We start from the raw sequence: 21,802 nt of genomic DNA, 5'->3' as shown, positions 1-21,802 counted from the left end.
TTTTATTTTCTGCCAAAATTTTTCATTTCTAAAATCTCATCTCACTACCTAGCGGTGCTCGTTTTTTAAGTTCAGTAAATTCACGAAATATATTATTACCAAATTTATTCTTATAATATTCGGGTTCCAGAGTTATAATATCTATTTTAAGATAATTTTTGGTTTTAGGTATTTTAATTATTTTCATAAACCGTTTTATGTTATTATATCACCAATTATTTCTGAATAATATCTATATAGCTATTTTTAAAGCTAAGATTTGCTAATGTTTCTAAATCACAAGTGATTAAAGGTTTTTGTTCGTGTTGATTTTTTAATAAATAAGGACTAGTACAAAACCAAGCGAACTCTCCTTTTATCTGGTCAGCAGTTAGTTTATTTAGTACTTCACCATTTTTCCCATACAAAATCAAGTCAGAAAAAACACCATATACTGCTTCGGTAAATTTTATGGGAGCTTTCTTCTCACCTAAAATTTGTTTTTTCTCATATTTTTAATAATAATATGAGTTATATTTTTTGTTGGAACAGTAATCATATATTCTTTTTTGTTAGGATAAATAATCTCTGCACATTTAGCAATAAAATTATGAAGTTTAAGCAAAAGACTAGAATGTTTTTTAGTATTATTATAGTCATATATTGGAGCTTTAAATAAAATTTGTGTTCTGGAAGTTGCCATAGTTATGATCATTTCTACCGATGGTATATCAATACTACTTTTCTGTTCCCATGCTTTATTATAGGTAAAAACTACATATACATCTGTTAAATCTTGGTCATGATATTCTATGCTAGAGTCAAAAGCATCTAGGCCCATAAAAGCTTTTCTATATTCTTTTTCCCGGACTGGTTTATAAACTCCCCCTGTTTCTTTGAGAAATTTTGCCAAGTAGTTACATTTACTCCATTAACTTTTACCATATAAAAATGTAAATCATCTTCTACTTCATAATGATAAATTTCTGATTTTACTTCTTGTGCTTTATATAGCTTTGTAAAAAGATGTTGTAAATTAGAATATTTTTCATCTATTTTACTGAAATCAAATTCAGAGAAAATCCGCAGAGCTTGCATATATTGCATGTCTATATTATCAGGTGCTTTTGCTTCTTTGCATGCAACTTTTATAAATTTATTTAATTGTTCTTCTTGCTCATTAAAATCATTTTTTTTAAATTCTTCTAAAAATTTTTTTAATAAAAGTTCTTTCCTATAATTTGCATCATCAATATACGTACTATTATTAATATCTATGCCTGTTTTTAATCTTAGAGAAAGAATTTCATTGACGAATTCAGAAATTTTAATTTCATGTTCTGTACTATATTGGGAAGAGCTAGCAATTTTTATAGATTGCGGTTTAAAAGATAAATTATTACCTAATTTTAAAATAAAATCTTTTACTTCTGGCCAATCTCTATAATTTGATATATCTAAGGAAATAATTTTGTCTGTGGCGGTACTTAAATCTTGCAGAAAAGTAAAAATCTTTTCTAAGCTCGCTTTTTGTTTTTAAGGTTTAAAATACCCTCTTCCATAGAATATAAGGCTTCTTCTAATTTAGCATTAGCTTTTTTCATTTTATAAATAAATATTAATTTTTAATATAATATTAAGGATTAATATTTTGTCAATTATAAACTAATTATCTCTTCCATATCCCTTGGCAACTCACAAGAAAATTCCATAATCTCATTACTAGTCGGATGAGTAAAACTTAAATACCAAGAATGCAGGGCTTGACGTTTAAAATCAATTAATTTTGCTTTTAGTTCAGGGGGAGAATGAGCAATTTTTCGGTCGTTATTGCCGTAAGTTTGGTCGCCGACTACCGAATGCTTTAAATGGCTTAGCTGTACTCTAATTTGGTGAGTTCTACCCGTACTAAGCTTGCACTCCAACATACTAATACTACCTTTATAAAATAATTCTAGAGTCTTATAATGTGTAACGGCTTCTTTGCCGCCATATTTTAATATGGTCATTTTTTGGCGATCGCTTCGGCTGCGACCTATATTATTCTTAATGACTCCTTCTAGCGGATTTATTACTCCCCACACTAACACTTTATATTTCCGTATTACCTGCCTTTGTTTTATCTGATTTGCAAGTAGCATATGTGCTTTATTATTTTTAGCAACTACCATCAAGCCTGTAGTGTCTTTATCTAAACGATGTACTATCCCGGGTCTTTCTGATGAGCCGATATCCGATAAGTTTTTTGTATGATGTAATAAAGCATTAACAAGCGTATCGTCATGATGCCCTGCTCCTGGGTGTACCGTCATACCTGCAGCTTTGTTAATTACTATCAAATCATCGTCTTCATATATTATATCAAGTGCTACATTTGCTGCTGCAATTTTTAGCTCTTCAGGTTCTTTAAAAGAAAATAATATAATATCATTCTCCTTGACCAAAACATCAGGATCAGAAATAATTACATCATTAACTAGTACTTGCGAATCTTTAATAGCTTTTTGGATTTGATTCCTTGAAACATTTTCAAGAAGCGATGATAGAGCTTTATCAAGCCTTATGCCATTTAGTTCGTGTGGTACGGAATATTTTAACATATTTTATTTTAAGATAATGAATAATACGCTTAAATGGTTAAGTGCAATTGGTGTTGAATATTATTGCCATGAACATCCACCGCAATTAAAGGTACGTAATAATACTGAACTAACTGAAAAGCCACAAGTAAAACTTATGTCTACAAAAGAAACTGCATTCAATATGAATGATAAAGTTCATGATAATATAACCCTAGCAAGATCTCTTGCCGATAAAGCTAATAATATCGAAGAACTAAAAGAATCTCTACTAAATTTTAATGGTTGTGAACTTAAGAAATTTGCTACTAATACGGTTTTCGGTGACGGTAATTTGGAAGCTAAAATTATGTTAATAGGCGAAGCCCCGGGAAGTACTGAAGATTTGAAAGGAATACCTTTTTACGGCGAAAGTGGCAATTTACTTGATAATATGCTACATGCTATCGGAATTTCACGAAAAAATAACGCTTATATTACTAATACGGTATTTTGGCGTCCTCCTGCTAATAGACAGCCGACGTTCGAAGAAGTCGATATTTGTAGACCTTTTGTCGAGAAGCATATTGCTCTTATTAACCCGCAGCTAATTATTCTAGTCGGTAGCACGGCTGCAACTAGCTTACTTGGAAAAAATTCGGGTATTACTAAAATTAGACAAGAATATTATTTTTATACCAATAAATATCTATCCGCTCCTATTCAAACTACGGCAATCTTCCACCCTGCCTATTTACTCCGCCAACCTATGCAAAAACGCACCTCTTGGTATGATTTACTCAAGATTAAGGAGTATTTAGTCAATAATAGACTTCTTGCATAACTTGTACATTAATCTAGTACTAACAGCTTCACGTACTTTTCAAAATAATTTTCTACTGGACAATTAGTCGTATATATGCGACAGTGTAATCATCTCTAGTTAAGCTTAATATGCAAAACACTAAACAAATACAATTTTTATAACAGATATTCTGCTATTAAATGCAGGTAATAAAGATACTCAAGGCAAAGATATTAAAAAAGCCTTAGAAATAATAGAAGAAATTGAGGGTGTTATATGGAAAGTTTACAGATTATTTAAAAGAAAAATTACAACATGAGGAAATATTAGTAGGGTATATTAATGAAGCGTTAGAGCAATATTTCGTGGATCATAATAATGAGCTATAATGGCTATTTTAAAAGAAGCCATTATAGCAAGAGGAGGTATAGCAAAAATCTCTAAAGAAGCTCATATAAATAGGCAACATATATATATAATATTATCTAGCAAAGGTAATCCAAGTGTCGACAATATAGGATCTTTATTAAACGCTTTAGGCTTGCAGTGGAAAGTAGAAGCATGTGCGTTTTAAATTTTCATTAACCTTGCAAGTTGAGCAAGATATCAAAGAAAATTTTTAAATCCTAATAAATCATAATTCATTTCTAATTTCATTAAATTAGGGTTATACTTACTGATGTATAAAAATAAGGTATATCCATATGACCAATGAAAATAATAATGATTCAGAATTTGCTGAATTAAAAATCAGAGGAAAAATATTTAAATTACCTATACTTAAAGCAAGTATCGGTGAGGATGTAATCGATATAAGTAGGGTATCTGCGGAAGCCGATTGCTTTACTTACGACCCGGGTTTTATGTCTACTGCTTCTTGTCAGTCTACTATCACCTATATAGACGGTGATAAAGGAATCTTGCGGCATCGAGGATATGATATTAAAGACTTAGCTGAGAAAAGTGATTTTTTAGAAGTGGCATATTTACTGATTTATGGGGAACTACCAAGTGGTGAGCAGTATAATAATTTCACTAAACAGGTTGCTCATCATTCATTAGTGAATGAAAGATTACACTATTTATTTCAAACCTTTTGTAGCTCTTCTCATCCTATGGCTATTATGCTTGCGGCTGTCGGTTCTCTTTCGGCATTTTATCCTGATTTATTGAATTTTAAGGAAGCAGATTACGAACTTACCGCTATTAGAATGATTGCTAAGATACCTACCATCGCTGCAATGTCTTATAAATATTCTATAGGACAACCGTTTATTTATCCTGATAATTCGTTAGATTTTACCGAAAATTTTCTGCATATGATGTTTGCAACGCCTTGTACGAAATATACAGTAAATCCAATAATAAAAAATGCTCTTAATAAGATATTTATCCTACATGCCGATCATGAGCAGAATGCTTCTACTTCAACAGTCCGAATTGCCGGCTCATCCGGAGCTAACCCTTTTGCTTGTATTAGCACGGGTATTGCCTCACTTTGGGGACCTGCTCACGGCGGGGCTAATGAAGCGGTAATAAATATGCTTAAAGAAATCGGTAGTTCTGAGTATATTCCTAAATATATAGCTAAAGCTAAGGATAAAAATGATCCATTTAGATTAATGGGTTTTGGTCATCGTGTATATAAAAACTATGACCCGCGTGCCGCAGTACTTAAAGAAACGTGCAAAGAAGTATTAAAGGAACTCGGGCAGCTAGACAACAATCCGCTCTTACAAATAGCAATAGAACTTGAAGCTATTGCTCTTAAAGATGAATATTTTATTGAGAGAAAATTATATCCAAATGTTGATTTTTATTCGGGTATTATCTATAAAGCTATGGGTATACCGTCGCAAATGTTCACGGTACTTTTTGCAATAGCAAGAACCGTAGGCTGGATGGCACAATGGAAAGAAATGCACGAAGACCCTGAACAAAAAATCAGCAGACCTAGACAGCTTTACACCGGTTATGTACATAGAGAGTATAAGGGTATTCGGGAGAGGTAAACATTTTCGTCATTGCGAGCGACTGCAAGGAGCGTAGCAATCTCAAGAGATTTGATGAGATTGCCACGTCGCTTCGCGCCTCGTAATGACGTTGAAAATATAAATCATATGCATTTTATTGATGAAGTTAAAATATATATAAAAGGTGGGAACGGCGGCAATGGTTGTGTTAGTTTCCATCGTGAGAAATTTATTGACAGAGGCGGACCGGACGGTGGTGATGGTGGACGTGGCGGTAGTGTTATTTTCAGGAGTAATCACCATCTTAATACGCTAGTAAATTATCGATATAAACAGCATTTTACCGCAGAAAACGGCGAAAACGGTAAAGATTCAAATAGAAGCGGTAAATCAGGAAAATCATTAGTTCTTGATGTTCCGATCGGTACTCAAATCTTTTCCGAGGACGGCAATATATTATTTTATGATTTCACTGTGGATGATCAAAGATTTGAAATAATTAAAGGAGGAAGTGGTGGTCTTGGTAACAGCCATTTCAAATCGTCGGTTAATCAAGCTCCAAGAAAGCGTACGGAAGGAGAAATTGCCGAAGAAATGTGGATTCATTTAAGTTTAAAACTTCTCTCTGATGTTGGGCTTGTGGGGCTTCCAAATGCCGGTAAATCTACTTTTTTATCCGTTGTAACGGCAGCCAAGCCTAAAATTGCCGATTATCCCTTTACTACTTTAGTGCCAAATCTTGGAGTGGTATATGTTGATGACGAAGAGTTTGTCATAGCCGATATTCCTGGTTTAATTGAGGGGGCTCATCAAGGTCACGGACTTGGCGATAAATTCTTAAAGCATATAGAAAGATGTAATGTATTAATACATTTAATAGATGGCTCTAGTAATGATGTAGTTGCAGATTATAATACGGTACGTCTTGAGCTTGAATCATATTCCGATTATCTAAAAAATAAAATCGAAACCATATGTCTTAATAAATGCGATGTTCTCACAGATGAGGAAATACAGGAAAAAATAAATAAGCTGCAGAAAGTTACTAATAAAGAAGTTTTTCCTATCTCTACCTGCACTAATGCTGGAGTAAATAAAATAGTTAAACTTGCTTTAGAGACTATAAAAAATCAGGAGTAATACTACTAGGTATTGCCTGCGTGGATACTGAGGATTGTCATTACGAGGATTCCTGAGATTGCCAAGTTCACTAAAGTTCGCTCGCAATGACAATGAATAAGCTTTAAATTAAAGTAATACGTTGCTCTTCTGCTTCTAGATATTTCTCTAGCTCTTCCTTAGTATATTTCTTTTCTTTAAGCTTTATTTCGTGATTAAATATATATTGTACAGCTTTATCTTCTAAGGCAGGACCTTTAAGTCCTTCAATTGCTCTAGGATTATTTTTATAAAAATCAAATATCATATTTTCCTGCCCAGGAAAATTACGTGCTTGTTGCATAATAACTTTTCTTAAATCATCAGGCTCTAATTGCAAATTTTTAGATTTGGCATATTCAGCAAGTAATAAGCCTATTCGCACACGGCGTAGGGCTAATTTATTATAATATGCTGTTATTTCTTTAGAGGATTTATCTTTCAATAATGATTCATCTTGTTCATTTTTATCGGTTCCGGACTTTAGAATATTTTTTTCTTGCTCTAATAAAGATTCCGGTACATCAAAATCTAACAATTTTTCTAACTTATCAAATAAGTTCATTTTCATTATAGTATTAATAGCTTCTTCCGACTCATTTTCTATTTGTTTAGTAAAATGTGTACGCAATTCTTCAAGGCTATTACTTTGGAATTTTTTAGCAAATTCGTCATCGATAACGGTAGGTTCTGCAGTATGTACTGCTTTAATTTGTACTACAAAACGAGCATCCTTACCTGCTAAATCTTTAGCATGGTAATTTTCAGGAAAAGTAACATTAACATCTACTTCACTACCTGTTTTAGAACCTATTAATTGTTTCTCAAAACCGGGAATAAGTGCATTACTACCTATTATTACCTTAAAATCATTTAATTTACCGTCCTCAAAAGCTTTCTCCTTGATGTACCCGATTGTATCAATAGTAACCTGATCTCCGTCTTTTATTTTTGCTTTACTTTCTTTAGTATAATTTTTTGTTAATGCAGCAAGTTTTTCTAGTTGTTCTTCAACATCTTTAGAGTTTACTTCTAATTTTGGACGATCTAGTGAGATTTTTTTTAAATCCGGAATAGTAATTTTAGGTAATAGCTCTATTTTTACGGTAAATTCTAAAGCTTTATCGGATTCGTTTTGTAATTCTTCAATTTTGGGTCTACCGATTATATTTAGATTATGCTCTTTAATAACGTGATTTACTGAATGGTTAATTCTTCTTTCTATTATATCATTCCTGACGGAAGTACCGTATTTTTTCTTAACAATTGAAACCGGTACTTTACCGGCTCTAAAACCTGCTATTTTAACTTTTTTGGTTAAATCAAGTAATTCTTTTTGAATATCGTCATCTATCTCACTTAAAGGAGTAGAAATTCTTGCATGAAAATCCAATCCTTCGTTTTTTAATATGGTAATTCCCATTTTAATAATCCATTAATTCTGTATATAGTTTGCTAATCAAAATAAACTAAAGAGCTGCAATATGCAATAGTTTTTGTAAAATCCCATTAGGATTAGGCATTGCTAACTGTGAGTTTCGCAGAACTCACCTTTGCTGGCATATAGTCGTCTATTTTTGCAATCACTAACTATTTCGCGTTAGCACTTAACAGCAATTGAGCCATTTCCATAGCAGTAAGCTCCTGCTTCTTATAATTTTCAAGGGCTTTAATAATTTTGGATATATCAAATATCTTATCGGTATTATTAATATAACAATATTTAGTCAAAAGCCCTTTTTTTATTATCTTAATATTCGGTTCTATTTTTTGTATAGCGTTCAATAGCTTATTCAATTCATTTCTATAAATCATGATAATAATTTTTCTCTTTCTTACTTTGCTTTTAGCATTAAGTAATCGTTTATCATTGCTTGCTTCCTCTTTTTTCTTTGCTTCTTCAGGATAAGTATCAACTAGCTAGGTTGCTATTTTAGAAGCAGTAAACTCTTTGCCGGCATGAGTTTTAAGAGTTTAATAATTGCAGTTTTGCGGTCAAAAAAAGACATATTCGGTAATTATATTAAGTTAAAATTCATATTACTTTATTTTTTAGACATTGCTAAATTAAAGATGGATATTGTCATGAGCTAAGCGACTAGCCGTAGTCGATTTTGTAGAAGTACTTTTTTCTTTTTTGTTATTGCTCTTTTGTTCTTTATCTGAGTTAACTTTAAAAGCTCAATAATTACAGCTTTGTATTGAAATTTTGCAGAAAAAATAAATTATAAATTCTTCAAAGTAAACAAATTAATTATATAGAAATAAAAAATTAATATTATAGTGGTATAAAAATACAACTATTTTTTAAATTATATAAAGATAAGGTATTTATGGGGTAACCCTTTATTTTTTAAAAAGAATTTAAAGGGTTATATCTTACTTTTTTAGAGTATATTGCAATAAACTAGATGATTTAGGAGCAAAAGCAAGTAAATAAATTGGGTATAAGATTTGTAGCATTGTTAACCAAAGATAGATATCGTTATGAGCTAAATAACTGAAAGTGTTGTTGCGTGGAGGCCAAATCGTCATTGCTAGGCGCGAAGCGACGTGGCAATCCAAAAAAAATAATTAAAAAAATTCTGATTTACAGAATTTTTTACTGAATTGCTTCGTCGAATTACTACGTAATTCTTTTCGCAATGACGGAAAACCAATCCACGCAACAATGCCACGCAGGAATGACATTAAGAGCATTTTTTATTAGACTGCTTAGTCAATTACTTAGTAATTTTCCTCACAATGGCGTTAAGCAATAAGATTTAAGCGTACTTCTTCGTTCAGTTCTTTAGCAGAAGATAATTCTATATCAAGTTCGGCAAATATCTGCACTAAAGCTACAGATAAATCATTGATCATTTTGTCGGTATGGGCAGGGGTTGGGATGATGCGGAGGCGTTCCGTACCTCTCGGTACGGTTGGAAAATTGATATGTTGAACGTAAATACCGTATTCATTAAGGAGCATATTTGAGGCTTTCGCCGTTTTAATCGGATCACCAATAATTATCGGCACTATATGACTTTCATTTTTCAAATAAGGTATATTAAAACGTTCAAAAGAATTTTTAAGTTTTGTAACTACTTCTTGATGTTTTATTCGTTCTTCATTCGATTCTTTAAGATATCTAATACTATGCGTTGCAGCGGTAGAAATTACCGGCGGCAATGAAGTAGTGAAAATAAACCCTGGAGCGGTTAGTCTTATAGCATCGACTAAATTATGGTTGCTAGTGATATAACCGCCGATAGTACCATATGCTTTGGCAAGTGTCCCTTGAATAATATCGATTTGATCACTACAATTAAGAAGCTCGGCAATACCGCCACCCTGTTTACCGTATAAACCGACCGTATGAACTTCATCGATAAAGGTTAAAGCATTATATTTTTTTGCTAAGTTGATTATATCTTTGATAGGTGAGAAAAAACCGTCCATAGAGTAAGCCGATTCAAAAACAACAATTTTCGGTCTATTAATATCGACTGATTGTAAAAGCTCTTCTAGATGCTTAACGTCTAAATGTCTATATATATATTTCTCGGCTCTTGAACTTGTAATCCCTGCAATTATTGATGCATGATTTAGCTCATCGGAGAAAAATACTATATCCGGCATGATTTTAGCAAGACTTGCAAGCGTTGTATCATTTGCAACAAAACCGGATGTAAAAACTAAAGCTGCTTGCTTTTTGTGTAAATTTGCAAGTTCTTTTTCAAGCTCAAGAATGGCAATATTATTACCGCCGATATTGCGAGTTCCACCTGATCCAACACCGTATTTTAGCAAGGCATTTATAGAAGCGTGCATTACTTTTGCATGTTTACTCATACCCAAATAGTCATTAATGCACCACATAACTATTTGTTTATTAGCGTGTTCTGCAAAAGGAAAATTATCGGCTTGTCTTTTTAAGGCCTTAAATTCTCGATATCTTCCTTCGCTTTTGATCTTATCTATATGTTTGCTAAATATAATATCGTAATAAGACATTTTCTCGATGTCATTCCCGCGTAGGCGGGAATCCATTTTATTAATTATAAAATTCTATAATCAGATATTTTGAATGTTCTTTCTAGATTCCCGCCTACGCGGGAATGACATCGAACAGAACAATACTTCCAAACTCACGTTTGCAACTATTCTACATTAAAATTAAAAAAGTTTAAAGTTATAATATGGCTTTTTGTACAATATCGTTTAATCTCTTTGAAAATGCACCTGTATCAGCAACCGGTTCACCCTCTAAAATACAGGCTTGATCAAATATTAGATTAACCAATTCTTCATTATTTTTATTATTTGCTTTTAAGTCGTTAAAGATTTTCTCTATGATTTTATTTTTAGGGTTTAACTCTAGATTTTTAGCTGAGGCATTAGCTATTTGTTTCTGTTCAATCAAAAATCTCTCCATACGAATATCCATGGCAGTGTCGCTAACGGCAAGACAAGCAGGACTTGAAGTAAGTTTTTTAGAGATCTTAACTTCTTTTACCAACTCCCCTAGTGTCTCTTTAAAATAATCTGTTAGCAATTTATATTCATCATCGGATTTTTTACTATCTGTATTTTTCTCCTCAGATTGTGAAGTAGTTTGCTCTACATCGATATCGCTTCTTGTCGCTGATTTAATAGCATGTTCTTTATATTTGCTATTAACATTTACCCAAAAATCATCCACTGTATCGGTAAAAAGTAATACATCGATTTTTTTACTTAACAACCCTTCGATTTGTGGGCTTGAAAGTAATTTATCGGGGTTATCACCGCTTAAATAATATATAGTACTCTGCCCTTCTTTAAAATTCGCTATATATTCGTCAAGGCTGATCATTTTATTATGCAAGGCACTTCTGAATATGCATACCTCTAATAATTTTTCATGGTTGGTAGTAGCCTCACATAAACCCTCTTTTAAAGCACCGCCGAAATTAGCCCAAAACTTATTATATTCTTCAGGTGATTCCTCTTTCTTTTTTCTAAGCTCGCCAAGCACTCTTTTTGTAATAGCATTTTTGATTTTCTCAAGCACGCTATTATGCTGCAGTGATTCACGGCTAATATTTAGTGGTAAATCTTCTGAATCAACCACGCCTCGTAAAAATCTTAAATATGACGGGATTAAATCTATATTCTCATCAGATATAAATACTCTTTTTATATATAATTTTACTCGCCTTTTGCGATCAGGGTGGAATAAATCAAATGTTTTGCTTGATGGAATGAAAAGTAGGTTAGTAAATTCTATAGCTCCCTCGTTTTTATTATGCATAGTTATCCAAGGGTCATCAATGGCATAAGATAGACTTTTGTAGAATTCTTTATATTGTTCTTCCGTAATTTCCGATTTCGGTCTTGTCCATAATGCAGAAGCTGAATTAAGCTGGATTTCATTATTACCAGCTTCATCAAAGAAATATATTGGTACTGCTATGTGATCGGAATAGCTTTTAACGATGTGTTTTAATCTAAAATGATCAAGGAATGTATCTTCTTCCTTTTTGATATGTAAAACGATTTCCGTGCCTCTTGTGAACTCTTTATCTGAATCTGAGACAGTATATTCACCAAGCCCGTCTGATTCCCAAATATGGACTTTATCTTCCCCAGCTTTTCTTGAGGTTACAGTCACTTTATCGGCTACCATAAAGCTTGAATAAAATCCAACACCAAATTGACCGATTAGCATATTGTCTTTTTTAGAATCACCGGATAGGCTTTTAAGAAAATTTGCCGTACCCGATCTTGCAATAGTACCGAGATTTTCAATTAAATCGTCTTTATTCATGCCGATGCCATTATCACGGATAATGATTTGTCTGTTATCTTTATCGACTTTAACCGTAATTTTAAAATTGCTATCGCCAGCTACTAATTCACTATTACTTTGAGATAAATAACGTAATTTATCACAAGCATCCGAAGCATTGGAAATTAACTCCCTCATAAAAATCTCTTTATTACTATAAAGAGAGTGAATCATTAAATTTAAAATCTTGCCAACCTCGGCATCAAATTTCTTTTTTTCTTGTATCATAATTATTCCAGTTAATAAATTATTTTTTCGTCATATGACTGCTTATGTCATTCCTGCGGAAGCAGGAATCTAGAAAATAATAAATATAAACTGGATTCCCGCCTATGCGGGAATGACATTGGAAGTCTAGCAACAACTGCACCTTATTTAATATAGGAATTAATAATCAAATTTAAATAGTCTTCATTAATATTTTTTATCAATATCGTTTTTAAGCTATGAGTATGACCTTTAATAATTTCGATATTACTACGTGATAATTTCCATTCTTTTGCTAAATAATTTATGATTTCTTCATTCGCTTTACCTTGTTCCGGTATTGCTTTTATAGATAATTTTAGATATGGGATATTATTAATAATTACAAAATTGCTAATTAGATTTTGTTTAGAATTAGGCTTTACTTTAAAACTAAGTAAAGCCTGATGTGAAGAAGAATTGTAATTGTAGAATTTATCCATGAATATTTTTTATCATATTTGCTTATTATTTTTAATAAAAAAAGAATCCTTGAAAAACTTTGCTTAAACTGATATAATGTTTACCATAAATGTTTAGCACCCTTAGCTCAGCTGGATAGAGCAACAGATTTCTAATCTGTGGGTCAGAGGTTCGAATCCTTTAGGGTGCGCCATTCTGCATTTCTCGGTATTTCTACAAACGTATCAAACCGCAGATGCAGCATAAAATCAAGCTTTTGACCGTTTAACTGAATATTAATTGTCTTTCACCAAGTCTCTAAACTAAGCAGCTTTTCTCTTTCTTCTAAATAGTAAATTTATCACCTTATAAAACGAAATATTAAAAATATTTCTCAAGTTTATTAATTAAAGCTTTAATTTCTTTTGTGTTAACTAATATTTAATAATCATGATATCACAAGTATCGCTCCATATGTAGACATAAATATGAAAATTTGCTTAATGGAGCTAATAATGGATTAAAAGAAGAAATGATTATTAATACCCTCACAGAACTATCATCAGACCATTCTGGTGTAATGCTTAATTTAAAACCGAGTAATAACGAAAAAGAGTTTAAAGAAAAATTAGAAAAGATTATTAATACTTATGAAAAATGGAAGGAAAATCCTGAAAACAAAAAAGCAATTTCTCAAGAACTCAAAAAAGAATTAGAGAATCTAGATATATGGTGCAAAGAAACAGCTAAAAAAGATAATTCGCATGTTTTTAAAAATATTGGATAAGTTATAAAACATAGTTTTAAAGCTTTGGCTAACATAGGAAATAAAGAAGCTTTCAAAAAAGAACAGAAAGAAGTAGGTATTTTATATGGATGCTATAACACATGCTAATAAAAATACTAAACAAACACTAGAACGCATAAGGGCTACTATTAACAAACATAAATCTCCCCTTCCTCATTTCTTATTACTACTCCCAAGAATATATCGCAAAAAAGCAAGCGAGGATCTGTAAAAAGATAAATAATAATTACTCGAAGCTGGTAAATGTATCGATAATCGTCCACTAGGGTGTGCCATTAACCGAAAACCAACAGCCGCCTTAATCTCGTTTATTTTCAACTGTGGGGCTGGGGCATTTCAAGCATCAACATTGCAGCAAAAGCTAAACCGAGGTGAATATGCAAACGCTGCTAACGAGTTACTGCGATGGATGTGTGCTAAAGGCGGTCTTAAGCTGCAAGGCTTAGTGAAACGTCGGCAATATTATAGATTATAATTATTTATCAATTAAGCAGACATCACCGGAGAAGGAGCAAAAGATTTTGTCGGATAATTTCCACTTTCTTTCTCCAATTTTTCAAAATGAAGTATACCAAATCCAATACTTGTTGGAATCATAATAATTAATACTTTCCAGTTTCTAAAGGTTTTTATTAAATGAGGAAAGCCAAAAGAGCTAATAACATACATACAAGCAGCTGATACAGCATATGTAAATGTTACGGAAGTAAAGCGTTTAAAGATTGGAAAATGTCTAAAACAATTTGGTACAGCCGGCATAACATTAAGGGCAAAAGCCATGATAAGTGCTTGAATATAAATTAATAATATTTCCTAATGCCTAATTACAAATCAGAGGAATATCTAATATATTAGACCAAACTTTATCCCAACCTTTTGCATGAGAAATATTAGGAAAAGTTTGCTTTTTTACACACGGTGAGTTACTTGTTTTTACGTAAAGTGCTGCTATGAAAGGCGGGACTCTTTTGTCATCCATGCCGGAGAGATGTAATTGAGGGATATTATTAACCTGTTTTGCATAATTTATCGGGTTTAAGGATTTAACTAAGTAACCACGATAATTATGATATTTATCAAACTTTTTAGTATCTAAATTACCGGCAATCGTTATAATATCTTTAACATTACTATTTTGAGCGGCAATTAATATTGTAAGCCCGCCGCCACCGGAGAAGCCGACTAAGCTAAATTTTTGTCCGTTATTGATAATATTTATGACATTGTTAATTGAATCTACGACTTCCTGCCCCATTCTTTTATCTAACCAATAATCGCTAATGCATTTTGAGTTCATTTCTAAAGGAGTATATTGGCAAGGTCTTGCTATATAAACAATATTCGGTCTTTTATCCATTGTAGCAAGCTTTAAGAGCATCGGATTAACGGGAGTAGGGTTGTCGGAATTAGCAGATCCATCCGCAAGATGTCCATCTCCCTCAATATAGAATACAAAAGGTAGGTTACGGTCGGTAATACGCTGATAAGTCGTAAGAGTAAAATCACCACCGTTTACTAGACCCATCTGAAAGTTATTTTGAGTTGCTATATCTTGCGAATGCTTTACCCTTCTAGCTACATCATGAGTAGTAGAACACCCTGAAAGAAATATTGGTATTAAAAATATTATTGCCCAAATAAAATTTTTCATAACAATTTTGATTAAAACGGTATTTCGTCGTCTAAGTCGCTATGGTCAAAGGAATGATTTTTAGTTTCAGGATGTTTATATTCGCTATGCCCTGAATCTTGATTATGATTATTAGAGTTTTTACTATCTAATAATATTAATTGTGAATTAAAGTTTTGTAACACAACTTCCGTGGTATATTTTTCTTGACCTGAATTATCATTCCACTTACGGGTTTGCAATGAACCTTCAATATATAATTTGCTACCTTTTGTGACATAGCGTTCTACAACAGATACTAACCCTTCACTAAATATCACTACTCTATGCCATTCAGTTCGTTCTTTTCGTTCGCTGGTAATGCGATCTTTCCAAGTTTCGGTTGTTGCTAAGGAAAGATTAATGATTTTTTTTCCTTCGCCCGTAGTTCTCATTTCCGGATCACGCCCTACATTACCTATTAATATTACTTTATTTAAACTACCTGCCATAGATTACTACCTACTTTAAAATATTATTATTGCAATAATAAAATAAAAGAGCCTATAATACTACAGGTTTTTTAAAAAATATCTCAAAAATTTTGTAGTGAAGTGATTATGAACCAAGAATATATTAAGGTACGCGGTGCTAAAGAGCATAATCTAAAAAATATAAATGTTAATATTCCAAGGAATAAATTTGTTGTTATCACCGGTCTTAGCGGTTCAGGCAAGTCTTCTTTAGCGTTTGATACTATTTATGCAGAAGGTCAAAGGCGATATGTTGAAAGTTTATCTTCATATGCAAGGCAATTCTTACATTTACAAAATAAACCTAATGTAGAATCTATTTCCGGATTATCGCCTGCTATTGCAATTGACCAAAAAACTACTTCTAAAAATCCACGTTCTACGGTTGGAACTATAACGGAAATTTACGATTATCTTAGGTTATTATATGCAAGGGTGGGTATTCCTTACTCTCCGGCAACCGGTCTTCCGATACATAGCCAAACAGTTTCCGAGATGGTAGATATAATTAACGAACTACCTAAGGGTACGAAAATATATTTACTCGCTCCTATTGTTAGAGGACATAAGGGTGAGTTCAAGCGTGAAATTATGAATTTGAAAAAGCAAGGCTTTCAGAAATTAATAGTTAACGGGGAAGTTTGCGAAATTGATGATTTACCGAAACTTGATAAAAATAAGAAGCATAATATAGAAGTGATCGTTGATAGAATAGTTCTAGACGAAAGTTTAGGTAATAGACTTGCAGATAGCTTAGAGAGTTCGTTAAATCTTGCCGAGGGTATTACTTATTTGGAAATTGTAGAATTACCGCCGGCAGTTAAGAGCGAGTTTGAAAAAAATCAGCGTATTATTTTTTCCGAGCAATATTCTTGTCCGGTATCGGGTTTTCAGCTTACTGAAATAGAGCCTCGAATCTTTTCTTTTAATAGCCCTTTTGGAGCATGTCCTAAATGTGAAGGGATAGGTAAGGAGTTTTTCTTTGATAGAGATTTAATAGTTCCGGATCAAAGAATTGCTATTAAAGACGGTGCAATAGTGCCTTGGGGTAGTACAGCTTCTAAATTTATCCTAGAGACATTAAAGGCTCTTGCCGATCATTATAAATTTTCTATTGAAGTACCTTTTGTAAGTTTATCACAAAATATTAAGGATATTTTATTTGAAGGTTCAGGAGAAGAGGCAATAAAGTTTGAATTTCACGATGGTTCTAAAACGCAAATAATAAAACAACCTTTTGCCGGTATAATACCAAGTTTGCAAGAAAAGGACCGTACTATAGAATCGGTTTTAATTAAAGAAGAACTAGCTAAATTTAAGTCAGAGCATAAATGTACTGCTTGTTCAGGGTTTAGATTAAAAGACGAAGCATTATGTGTTAAAATAGCAAATTTTCATATAGGCGAAGTAGCAGGTATGAGTATTGCAGCCTTGCAAAAATGGTTTAGTTACTTAGAAGAAAAATTAAATAAAAAGCAATTATTTATTGCTGAGCGTATACTCAAAGAAATTACCGAGAGATTAAAATTTCTTATGAATGTCGGGCTTGATTATCTAACGTTATCACGAGAAGCAGGTACTTTATCGGGGGGGGAAAGTCAGCGTATTCGTCTTGCATCTCAAATAGGTTCAGGACTGAGCGGTGTTTTATATGTACTTGATGAGCCGTCTATTGGTCTTCATCAACGAGATAATACAAGATTAATTGAGACACTAAAAAGGCTTAGAGATTTGGGTAATACCGTTTTGGTAGTCGAGCATGATGAAGAAACAATATATGAAGCAGACCATATTATTGATATAGGACCGGGAGCCGGTATTCACGGCGGTCGTGTTATTGCGGAAGGAAATGCTGAAGAAATAAAGAATTTTGAAGAAAGTATCACAGGTAGGTATCTAAGTGGTCGTCAAACAATCAAAGTGCCGTCTGAAACAAGAGTAGGGCATGATAATAGGGCAATTGAATTACTTGGGGCGGTTTCCAACAATTTAGATAATGTTGATATCAAAATTCCGCTTGGTACTTTTACCGCTATAACGGGAGTATCGGGAAGCGGTAAATCAAGCTTGATGATTCATACTCTATATAAAGCGGCTCTAAAGCATTTAGAGCCAACTAGCAAAGTATTTCCTGGCAAATATAGAGAGTTAAAAGGACTTGAATATATTGATAAAATTATCGATATTAATCAATCTCCGATAGGTAGAACTCCTCGTTCAAACCCTGCGACTTATACAGGTGCCTTTACCCATATTAGGGATTGGTTTGTGGAGTTACCTGAATCAAAAGCTAGAGGGTATAAAGTAGGCAGATTTTCGTTTAACGTTAAAGGTGGTAGATGTGAAGCATGCCAAGGTGATGGGCTAATAAAAATAGAGATGCATTTCCTACCTGACGTATATGTAAAGTGTGATATTTGTAACGGTCACAGATATAATAGAGAAACGCTTGAAATAAAATATAAAGGTAAATCTATTGCCGATATTTTGATGATGACTGTAGAAGATGTGATGCAGTTTTTTGAAAAAATACCGTTAATCTATGAAAAATTAATTACCTTAAATGAAGTGGGTCTAGGCTATATTAAAATCGGTCAGTCTGCTACTACTCTTTCAGGTGGTGAAGCACAACGCGTTAAGCTTGCTAAAGAATTATCAAGACGTTCAACCGGTAAAACGCTTTATATACTTGATGAACCGACTACGGGATTACATATCGACGATATTAATAAATTGTTAAAAGTGTTACATAAACTTGTTGATATGGGCAATACCGTTTTAGTTATCGAGCATAATTTAGATGTTATAAAAACTGCAGATTATATTATTGACGTCGGTCCTGAAGGTGGCGACAAAGGCGGTAAGATAGTTGTATGTGGCACCCCTGCCGACATCGCTGCCTGTGAGGAAAGCCATACCGGTAGATATTTAAAGCAATATTTGGTGTGATCTAATATAAATAGCAAGTTACTCTATATAATTTGCTATTTGATGTATTTCTAAATTATCCTTAACACTCATCCCTTGATTTCGTTAAGAAAAATTAATCTAATCCTTGCTATTTTCTAAAAATTATCATATTTTGTGGTTATTACCATGTTTTATGGTGTTCTGTAGAATAATTATAAAAGAAGAAATTAATGAAAGTTACATTTAATAGTATTGAAAAAATTTATAATTTATTAACTACCGAAGAATGGATAGATAAACAAGATCCAAAGCAACGCTTGGAACAATTAAACAAAAAACTAGCGAAAGCTAGTGATCCAAAAGAAAAAATTAATTTAGAAAAGGCCATAACAACCTTAGAAGAAAATGCTAAAAGTAATCCCATGACTTTAAAAAAAGCTGGAATAAACCAAGACGATGCTGAAATATATTATATAAAGAGGGTTTTAATAAAAAGTCTAGTGATACATTAAAAGAATTATTAGAAAATAATTTTGATCAATTAAATACTAATGATGTTTTTGAAAAAATACATAAGCAATATTTAAGTACAAATACACACCTTAAAAAAATCTTATTAGTAAAGACTATGTAAGGAATATTGCCATATTGTCAAAAATCGCTGACTTATATACGGAGAATGGCGGTTTAAATTCTTTAGAAATGGCTAAAAAAGTATCTACTTACTTTGGAAATTTAGAAGATATAAAAAGTTACTTAAAAACTGTTAATTATGATACAAAAGAAACAATAGAATTGAGTTTTCAATTTAATTTACCACAAACATTGTCTTCCAAAACATTAGAATTTTTTCAAATTTTAAATAAATCTGGAAGAGACTCATTATATATTTTCAGTAATGCACACTTACTGGAAAAAACTGAAAAATTTCAAAAAATTCTTAAAGAAAATAAATTAAATGATTTTCAGCAGATAACTAAAAATGATTTAAAGAATTAGTAAATCAAGTAACTGAAATAGTAATTAAAGAATCTTATAAGTACAACGAAGAAGAATTATCAGAAGAAAATAAATTACATGCAAAAAATTTAGCTAATTTTTCTTTAAAAGGAAAACTAGATAATAATAGTTTTCAAAAAGCATTGAACTTTATAAAAGAATATTATATGCCTGATATTAATTTTGATATAGAGGTAACAGGCAAAAAGTATAATTTTCCTAAATTACCTGCCGATGATATGAAAGGTTTTATGCTTGGTAAATTTAGTAATTCTTGCCAATCTATAGGACATGATTCCGAAAGATGTATTTTAGACGGTATGAGTAAAGCAAATGCCGGTTTTTATATAATTACGGATGATGAAGGAAATATAAGAGCTCAGTCATATGCTTGGCTTGCTGGAGAGGGAAAAAAGAATGAAAAAGCCACTTCTATGTATGGTACTAGATTCATTTGAGCATTTAGGGAAAGAAGATAAATTATTATTTGTACCTATAATAAATAAATTGAGAGAAGCATTACAAAAACAAGCATTAAATTTATATGTAGGATGTGGCGGACAAACTCCTAAACTTGATATAAACACTATACTTCATCCAAAACCAATGGAGCAAGATTTATATATGGCGATGCAACAAATGTTTATCCTATTACAAGAGAAGTACCAACAATAGAATTAAACTTAGGAAAAAATGCTAATAACCAGGTTAATCAATATTCTACTATTGAAGAGCTAAAAACTGATAGTAAATTACTACAACAAATTATAATAAGTAAGCAAATTAACCGAGATTTAACAGAAGAGGAAATATCGTTGCTTAACATAGGTTTTACTTTTGCACAAATTTCGAATATAGAAAACAATAAACAAGAATTCTTTGTTGAAAATGACGATAATATAAAAAGTTTGATTGACGCCGGTGTTAGTGTGAAAGAATTACTTGCAATGGAACCAAGTCAGCAGAAACTCTTTATTGAAAATAGTTATAAGGTAAAAAGCTTATCTAAGGCCAGGCTCATTACGAAAGAATTGTTTAATGTGATAACAGGCCAACAAGAATCAGGTAATACAAATGAAAATGATTTAACTCAGTTCGATAATACCGATCACAATGCATTAAAAGTAGAGTTGATAGGTGATGCTACAGAACAAGCTTAGGTGAGCGTGGAATACAATTCAAGTATAATAGAATTCTTGCATAACATAGCTAATAAGGAGAGATCCTTTTGGAGACAAATAAGTTATGCAAGAATTCTAATGCTTATGGTCATGGTGGTGGGTATAGAAGCCTAGAGCAGAAAGTGCATTTGAGAATTCAGAGTTAGGAGTTATTTCATTTGGTATTCCGCTGCAACATATGTGACTGTTTAAGCATATCACTTGATCGGAGTTTTTTATTACGGTAAATAAATCATGAGAAATCATAAAAACCGTAATATTGAGCTTTTTACGAATCAAATTAATAAGCTGATAAAATTCTTGTTGGCTTGTTACGTCTAAAGACTGTAACGGTTCATCTAAAATAATTAAGTCGGGATTATTAACTATTGAACATGCAAGAACTACCTTTTGAAACTGCCCTCCTGAGAGCTTAGAAATTTCTTGATCTTTTATATGTTCCAAATCAATAAATGAGTTAATCTCTTTAATATTGTTATTAAAATTACTCGGTGCTAACAACTCTAAAAAATTTTTTACTGTAATAGGTAAATCAGGGGTTAATCCGAACTTCTGCGGTACATATCCAATTTTTAGTTTGGGATCAATTATAATCTCGCCGCTTGTAGGTTTTTCAAGTCCAAGCATTAAGCGTACTATGGTAGTTTTACCTGCACCGTTAGGTCCGATTAAAGTAGTGATATTATTTTTTTTGACAGTGAAACTAACGTTATTTATCGGCAATTTATTACCGAATTTTTTAGATACGTTACGAAACTCGATTATAGGTTTTTGCATGTGTCAGTTCACTTCTGTCATCCCGTAGCTTGACCACGGGATCCAGTAATAA

General features: G+C 32.3%; 25 protein-coding genes, 1 tRNA gene and 2 pseudogenes. 14 read left to right on the top strand and 14 right to left on the bottom strand.

The annotated features are described in order from the left end of the window. Window positions 1–2: 2 nt before the first annotated feature. The 4 genes and pseudogenes from RSL_RS10310 to RSL_RS06710 form a co-directional block, all read right to left on the bottom strand. A pseudogene (locus tag RSL_RS10310) lies at window positions 3–187 on the bottom strand (hypothetical protein). A gap of 28 nt (window positions 188–215) precedes the next feature. Beyond that, the gene (locus RSL_RS10305; protein ID WP_231287709.1) at window positions 216–407 is read right to left on the bottom strand and encodes a hypothetical protein; all 192 of its coding nucleotides are present in this window, start codon (window positions 405–407) and stop codon (window positions 216–218) included. Window positions 408–469: 62 nt separating this feature from the next. Continuing rightward, window positions 470–820 carry a hypothetical protein gene (locus RSL_RS10300; RefSeq protein WP_231287707.1) on the bottom strand — a complete coding sequence of 117 codons (351 nt, stop codon included), beginning with the start codon at window positions 818–820 and terminating at the stop codon, window positions 470–472. Continuing rightward, window positions 811–1,086 carry a hypothetical protein gene (locus tag RSL_RS06710; RefSeq protein WP_010977869.1) on the bottom strand — a complete coding sequence of 92 codons (276 nt, stop codon included), beginning with the start codon at window positions 1,084–1,086 and terminating at the stop codon, window positions 811–813. The genes RSL_RS10300 and RSL_RS06710 overlap by 10 nt, the downstream gene beginning before the upstream one ends. Before the next feature lie 202 nt (window positions 1,087–1,288). Between RSL_RS06710 and RSL_RS09170 the strand changes: the two genes are divergently transcribed. Further along, window positions 1,289–1,426, top strand: a complete 138-nt coding sequence (locus RSL_RS09170) for a hypothetical protein (protein WP_156468955.1) — start codon at window positions 1,289–1,291, stop codon at window positions 1,424–1,426. A 211-nt stretch (window positions 1,427–1,637) separates the two neighbouring features. Here the strand turns inward: RSL_RS09170 and RSL_RS06705 are convergent, their stop codons facing one another. After that, complete coding sequence (locus tag RSL_RS06705) at window positions 1,638–2,579, bottom strand: RluA family pseudouridine synthase (RefSeq protein WP_014273858.1); 942 nt, start codon at window positions 2,577–2,579, stop codon at window positions 1,638–1,640. A gap of 16 nt (window positions 2,580–2,595) precedes the next feature. Between RSL_RS06705 and RSL_RS06700 the strand changes: the two genes are divergently transcribed. The 4 genes from RSL_RS06700 (at window position 2,596) to obgE (ending at window position 6,455) form a co-directional block, all read left to right on the top strand. Continuing rightward, complete coding sequence (locus tag RSL_RS06700; protein WP_004997170.1) at window positions 2,596–3,381, top strand: uracil-DNA glycosylase; 786 nt, start codon at window positions 2,596–2,598, stop codon at window positions 3,379–3,381. A gap of 349 nt (window positions 3,382–3,730) precedes the next feature. Further along, the gene (locus RSL_RS08380; RefSeq protein WP_081463641.1) at window positions 3,731–3,916 is read left to right on the top strand and encodes a helix-turn-helix domain-containing transcriptional regulator; all 186 of its coding nucleotides are present in this window, start codon (window positions 3,731–3,733) and stop codon (window positions 3,914–3,916) included. Window positions 3,917–4,046: 130 nt separating this feature from the next. Further along, window positions 4,047–5,354, top strand: coding sequence for a citrate synthase (locus RSL_RS06685; RefSeq protein WP_004997172.1), 1,308 nt, complete (start codon window positions 4,047–4,049; stop codon window positions 5,352–5,354). Between the two features lie 108 nt (window positions 5,355–5,462). Next, on the top strand, window positions 5,463–6,455 hold the full coding sequence (obgE, locus tag RSL_RS06680; protein WP_014419969.1) for a GTPase ObgE: 993 nt from the start codon (window positions 5,463–5,465) through the stop codon (window positions 6,453–6,455). A 103-nt stretch (window positions 6,456–6,558) separates the two neighbouring features. On the opposite strand, the gene tig is transcribed toward obgE, so the two are convergent. The 5 genes from tig to RSL_RS06655 form a co-directional block, all read right to left on the bottom strand. Beyond that, window positions 6,559–7,896, bottom strand: a complete 1,338-nt coding sequence (gene tig, locus RSL_RS06675; RefSeq protein ID WP_014273856.1) for a trigger factor — start codon at window positions 7,894–7,896, stop codon at window positions 6,559–6,561. 167 nt (window positions 7,897–8,063) lie between these two features. Further along, complete coding sequence (locus RSL_RS09640; RefSeq protein ID WP_014419968.1) at window positions 8,064–8,288, bottom strand: hypothetical protein; 225 nt, start codon at window positions 8,286–8,288, stop codon at window positions 8,064–8,066. A 936-nt stretch (window positions 8,289–9,224) separates the two neighbouring features. After that, the gene (gene hemA / locus RSL_RS06665; RefSeq protein ID WP_014419967.1) at window positions 9,225–10,469 is read right to left on the bottom strand and encodes a 5-aminolevulinate synthase; all 1,245 of its coding nucleotides are present in this window, start codon (window positions 10,467–10,469) and stop codon (window positions 9,225–9,227) included. A gap of 178 nt (window positions 10,470–10,647) precedes the next feature. Continuing rightward, window positions 10,648–12,513, bottom strand: a complete 1,866-nt coding sequence (htpG, locus tag RSL_RS06660; protein ID WP_014273853.1) for a molecular chaperone HtpG — start codon at window positions 12,511–12,513, stop codon at window positions 10,648–10,650. Between the two features lie 143 nt (window positions 12,514–12,656). Next, complete coding sequence (locus tag RSL_RS06655) at window positions 12,657–12,974, bottom strand: A1G_07140 family DUF167 domain protein (protein ID WP_004997180.1); 318 nt, start codon at window positions 12,972–12,974, stop codon at window positions 12,657–12,659. Window positions 12,975–13,070: 96 nt separating this feature from the next. Here RSL_RS06655 and RSL_RS06650 point away from each other — a divergent pair. The 3 genes and pseudogenes from RSL_RS06650 to RSL_RS08370 all read left to right on the top strand — a co-directional run bounded on the left by RSL_RS06650 (window position 13,071) and on the right by RSL_RS08370 (window position 14,216). After that, window positions 13,071–13,147: transfer RNA gene (locus tag RSL_RS06650), tRNA-Arg, on the top strand. A 282-nt stretch (window positions 13,148–13,429) separates the two neighbouring features. Further along, entirely contained in the window at window positions 13,430–13,720 is a 291-nt protein-coding gene (locus tag RSL_RS06645) for a hypothetical protein (protein WP_014419966.1), read from the top strand. Window positions 13,721–14,010: 290 nt separating this feature from the next. After that, window positions 14,011–14,216 (top strand): annotated as a pseudogene (locus RSL_RS08370) (lysozyme). Between the two features lie 11 nt (window positions 14,217–14,227). On the opposite strand, the gene RSL_RS06635 reads toward RSL_RS08370, so the two are convergent. The 3 genes from RSL_RS06635 to RSL_RS06625 are packed head-to-tail and all read right to left on the bottom strand — an operon-like array spanning window position 14,228 to window position 15,862. Then, window positions 14,228–14,521 carry a hypothetical protein gene (locus RSL_RS06635; RefSeq protein ID WP_014273851.1) on the bottom strand — a complete coding sequence of 98 codons (294 nt, stop codon included), beginning with the start codon at window positions 14,519–14,521 and terminating at the stop codon, window positions 14,228–14,230. 40 nt (window positions 14,522–14,561) lie between these two features. After that, window positions 14,562–15,392 (bottom strand): alpha/beta hydrolase family protein, encoded by an 831-nt coding sequence (locus RSL_RS06630; RefSeq protein ID WP_014273850.1) that lies wholly within the window; start codon window positions 15,390–15,392, stop codon window positions 14,562–14,564. An 11-nt stretch (window positions 15,393–15,403) separates the two neighbouring features. Further along, window positions 15,404–15,862, bottom strand: a complete 459-nt coding sequence (locus RSL_RS06625; protein WP_010977855.1) for a single-stranded DNA-binding protein — start codon at window positions 15,860–15,862, stop codon at window positions 15,404–15,406. 108 nt (window positions 15,863–15,970) lie between these two features. On the opposite strand from RSL_RS06625, the gene uvrA reads away from it, so the two are divergent. The 6 genes from uvrA (at window position 15,971) to RSL_RS06595 (ending at window position 20,952) form a co-directional block, all read left to right on the top strand. After that, window positions 15,971–18,832: an excinuclease ABC subunit UvrA gene (gene uvrA / locus RSL_RS06620; RefSeq protein WP_014273849.1), complete on the top strand. Its 2,862-nt coding sequence runs from the start codon at window positions 15,971–15,973 to the stop codon at window positions 18,830–18,832. 191 nt (window positions 18,833–19,023) lie between these two features. Next, entirely contained in the window at window positions 19,024–19,305 is a 282-nt protein-coding gene (locus RSL_RS06615) for a hypothetical protein (protein WP_014273848.1), read from the top strand. 136 nt (window positions 19,306–19,441) lie between these two features. Continuing rightward, window positions 19,442–19,792 (top strand): hypothetical protein, encoded by a 351-nt coding sequence (locus RSL_RS06610; RefSeq protein WP_014273847.1) that lies wholly within the window; start codon window positions 19,442–19,444, stop codon window positions 19,790–19,792. Between the two features lie 167 nt (window positions 19,793–19,959). Next, a complete protein-coding gene (locus RSL_RS06605; protein ID WP_014411128.1) occupies window positions 19,960–20,250 on the top strand; it encodes a hypothetical protein in 291 nt (96 codons plus the stop codon). Continuing rightward, window positions 20,231–20,467: a hypothetical protein gene (locus RSL_RS06600; RefSeq protein ID WP_016830557.1), complete on the top strand. Its 237-nt coding sequence runs from the start codon at window positions 20,231–20,233 to the stop codon at window positions 20,465–20,467. The genes RSL_RS06605 and RSL_RS06600 overlap by 20 nt, the downstream gene beginning before the upstream one ends. 140 nt (window positions 20,468–20,607) lie before the next feature. Then, window positions 20,608–20,952: a hypothetical protein gene (locus tag RSL_RS06595; protein WP_041472128.1), complete on the top strand. Its 345-nt coding sequence runs from the start codon at window positions 20,608–20,610 to the stop codon at window positions 20,950–20,952. A 96-nt stretch (window positions 20,953–21,048) separates the two neighbouring features. On the opposite strand, the gene RSL_RS06590 is transcribed toward RSL_RS06595, so the two are convergent. Beyond that, the gene (locus RSL_RS06590) at window positions 21,049–21,750 is read right to left on the bottom strand and encodes an ATP-binding cassette domain-containing protein (protein ID WP_014273846.1); all 702 of its coding nucleotides are present in this window, start codon (window positions 21,748–21,750) and stop codon (window positions 21,049–21,051) included. Window positions 21,751–21,802: the final 52 nt, after the last annotated feature.

Source organism: Rickettsia slovaca 13-B (assembly GCF_000237845.1).
Classification (GTDB): Bacteria; Pseudomonadota; Alphaproteobacteria; order Rickettsiales; family Rickettsiaceae; genus Rickettsia; species Rickettsia rickettsii.
This window is presented reverse-complemented; position numbering and strand designations above follow the sequence as displayed.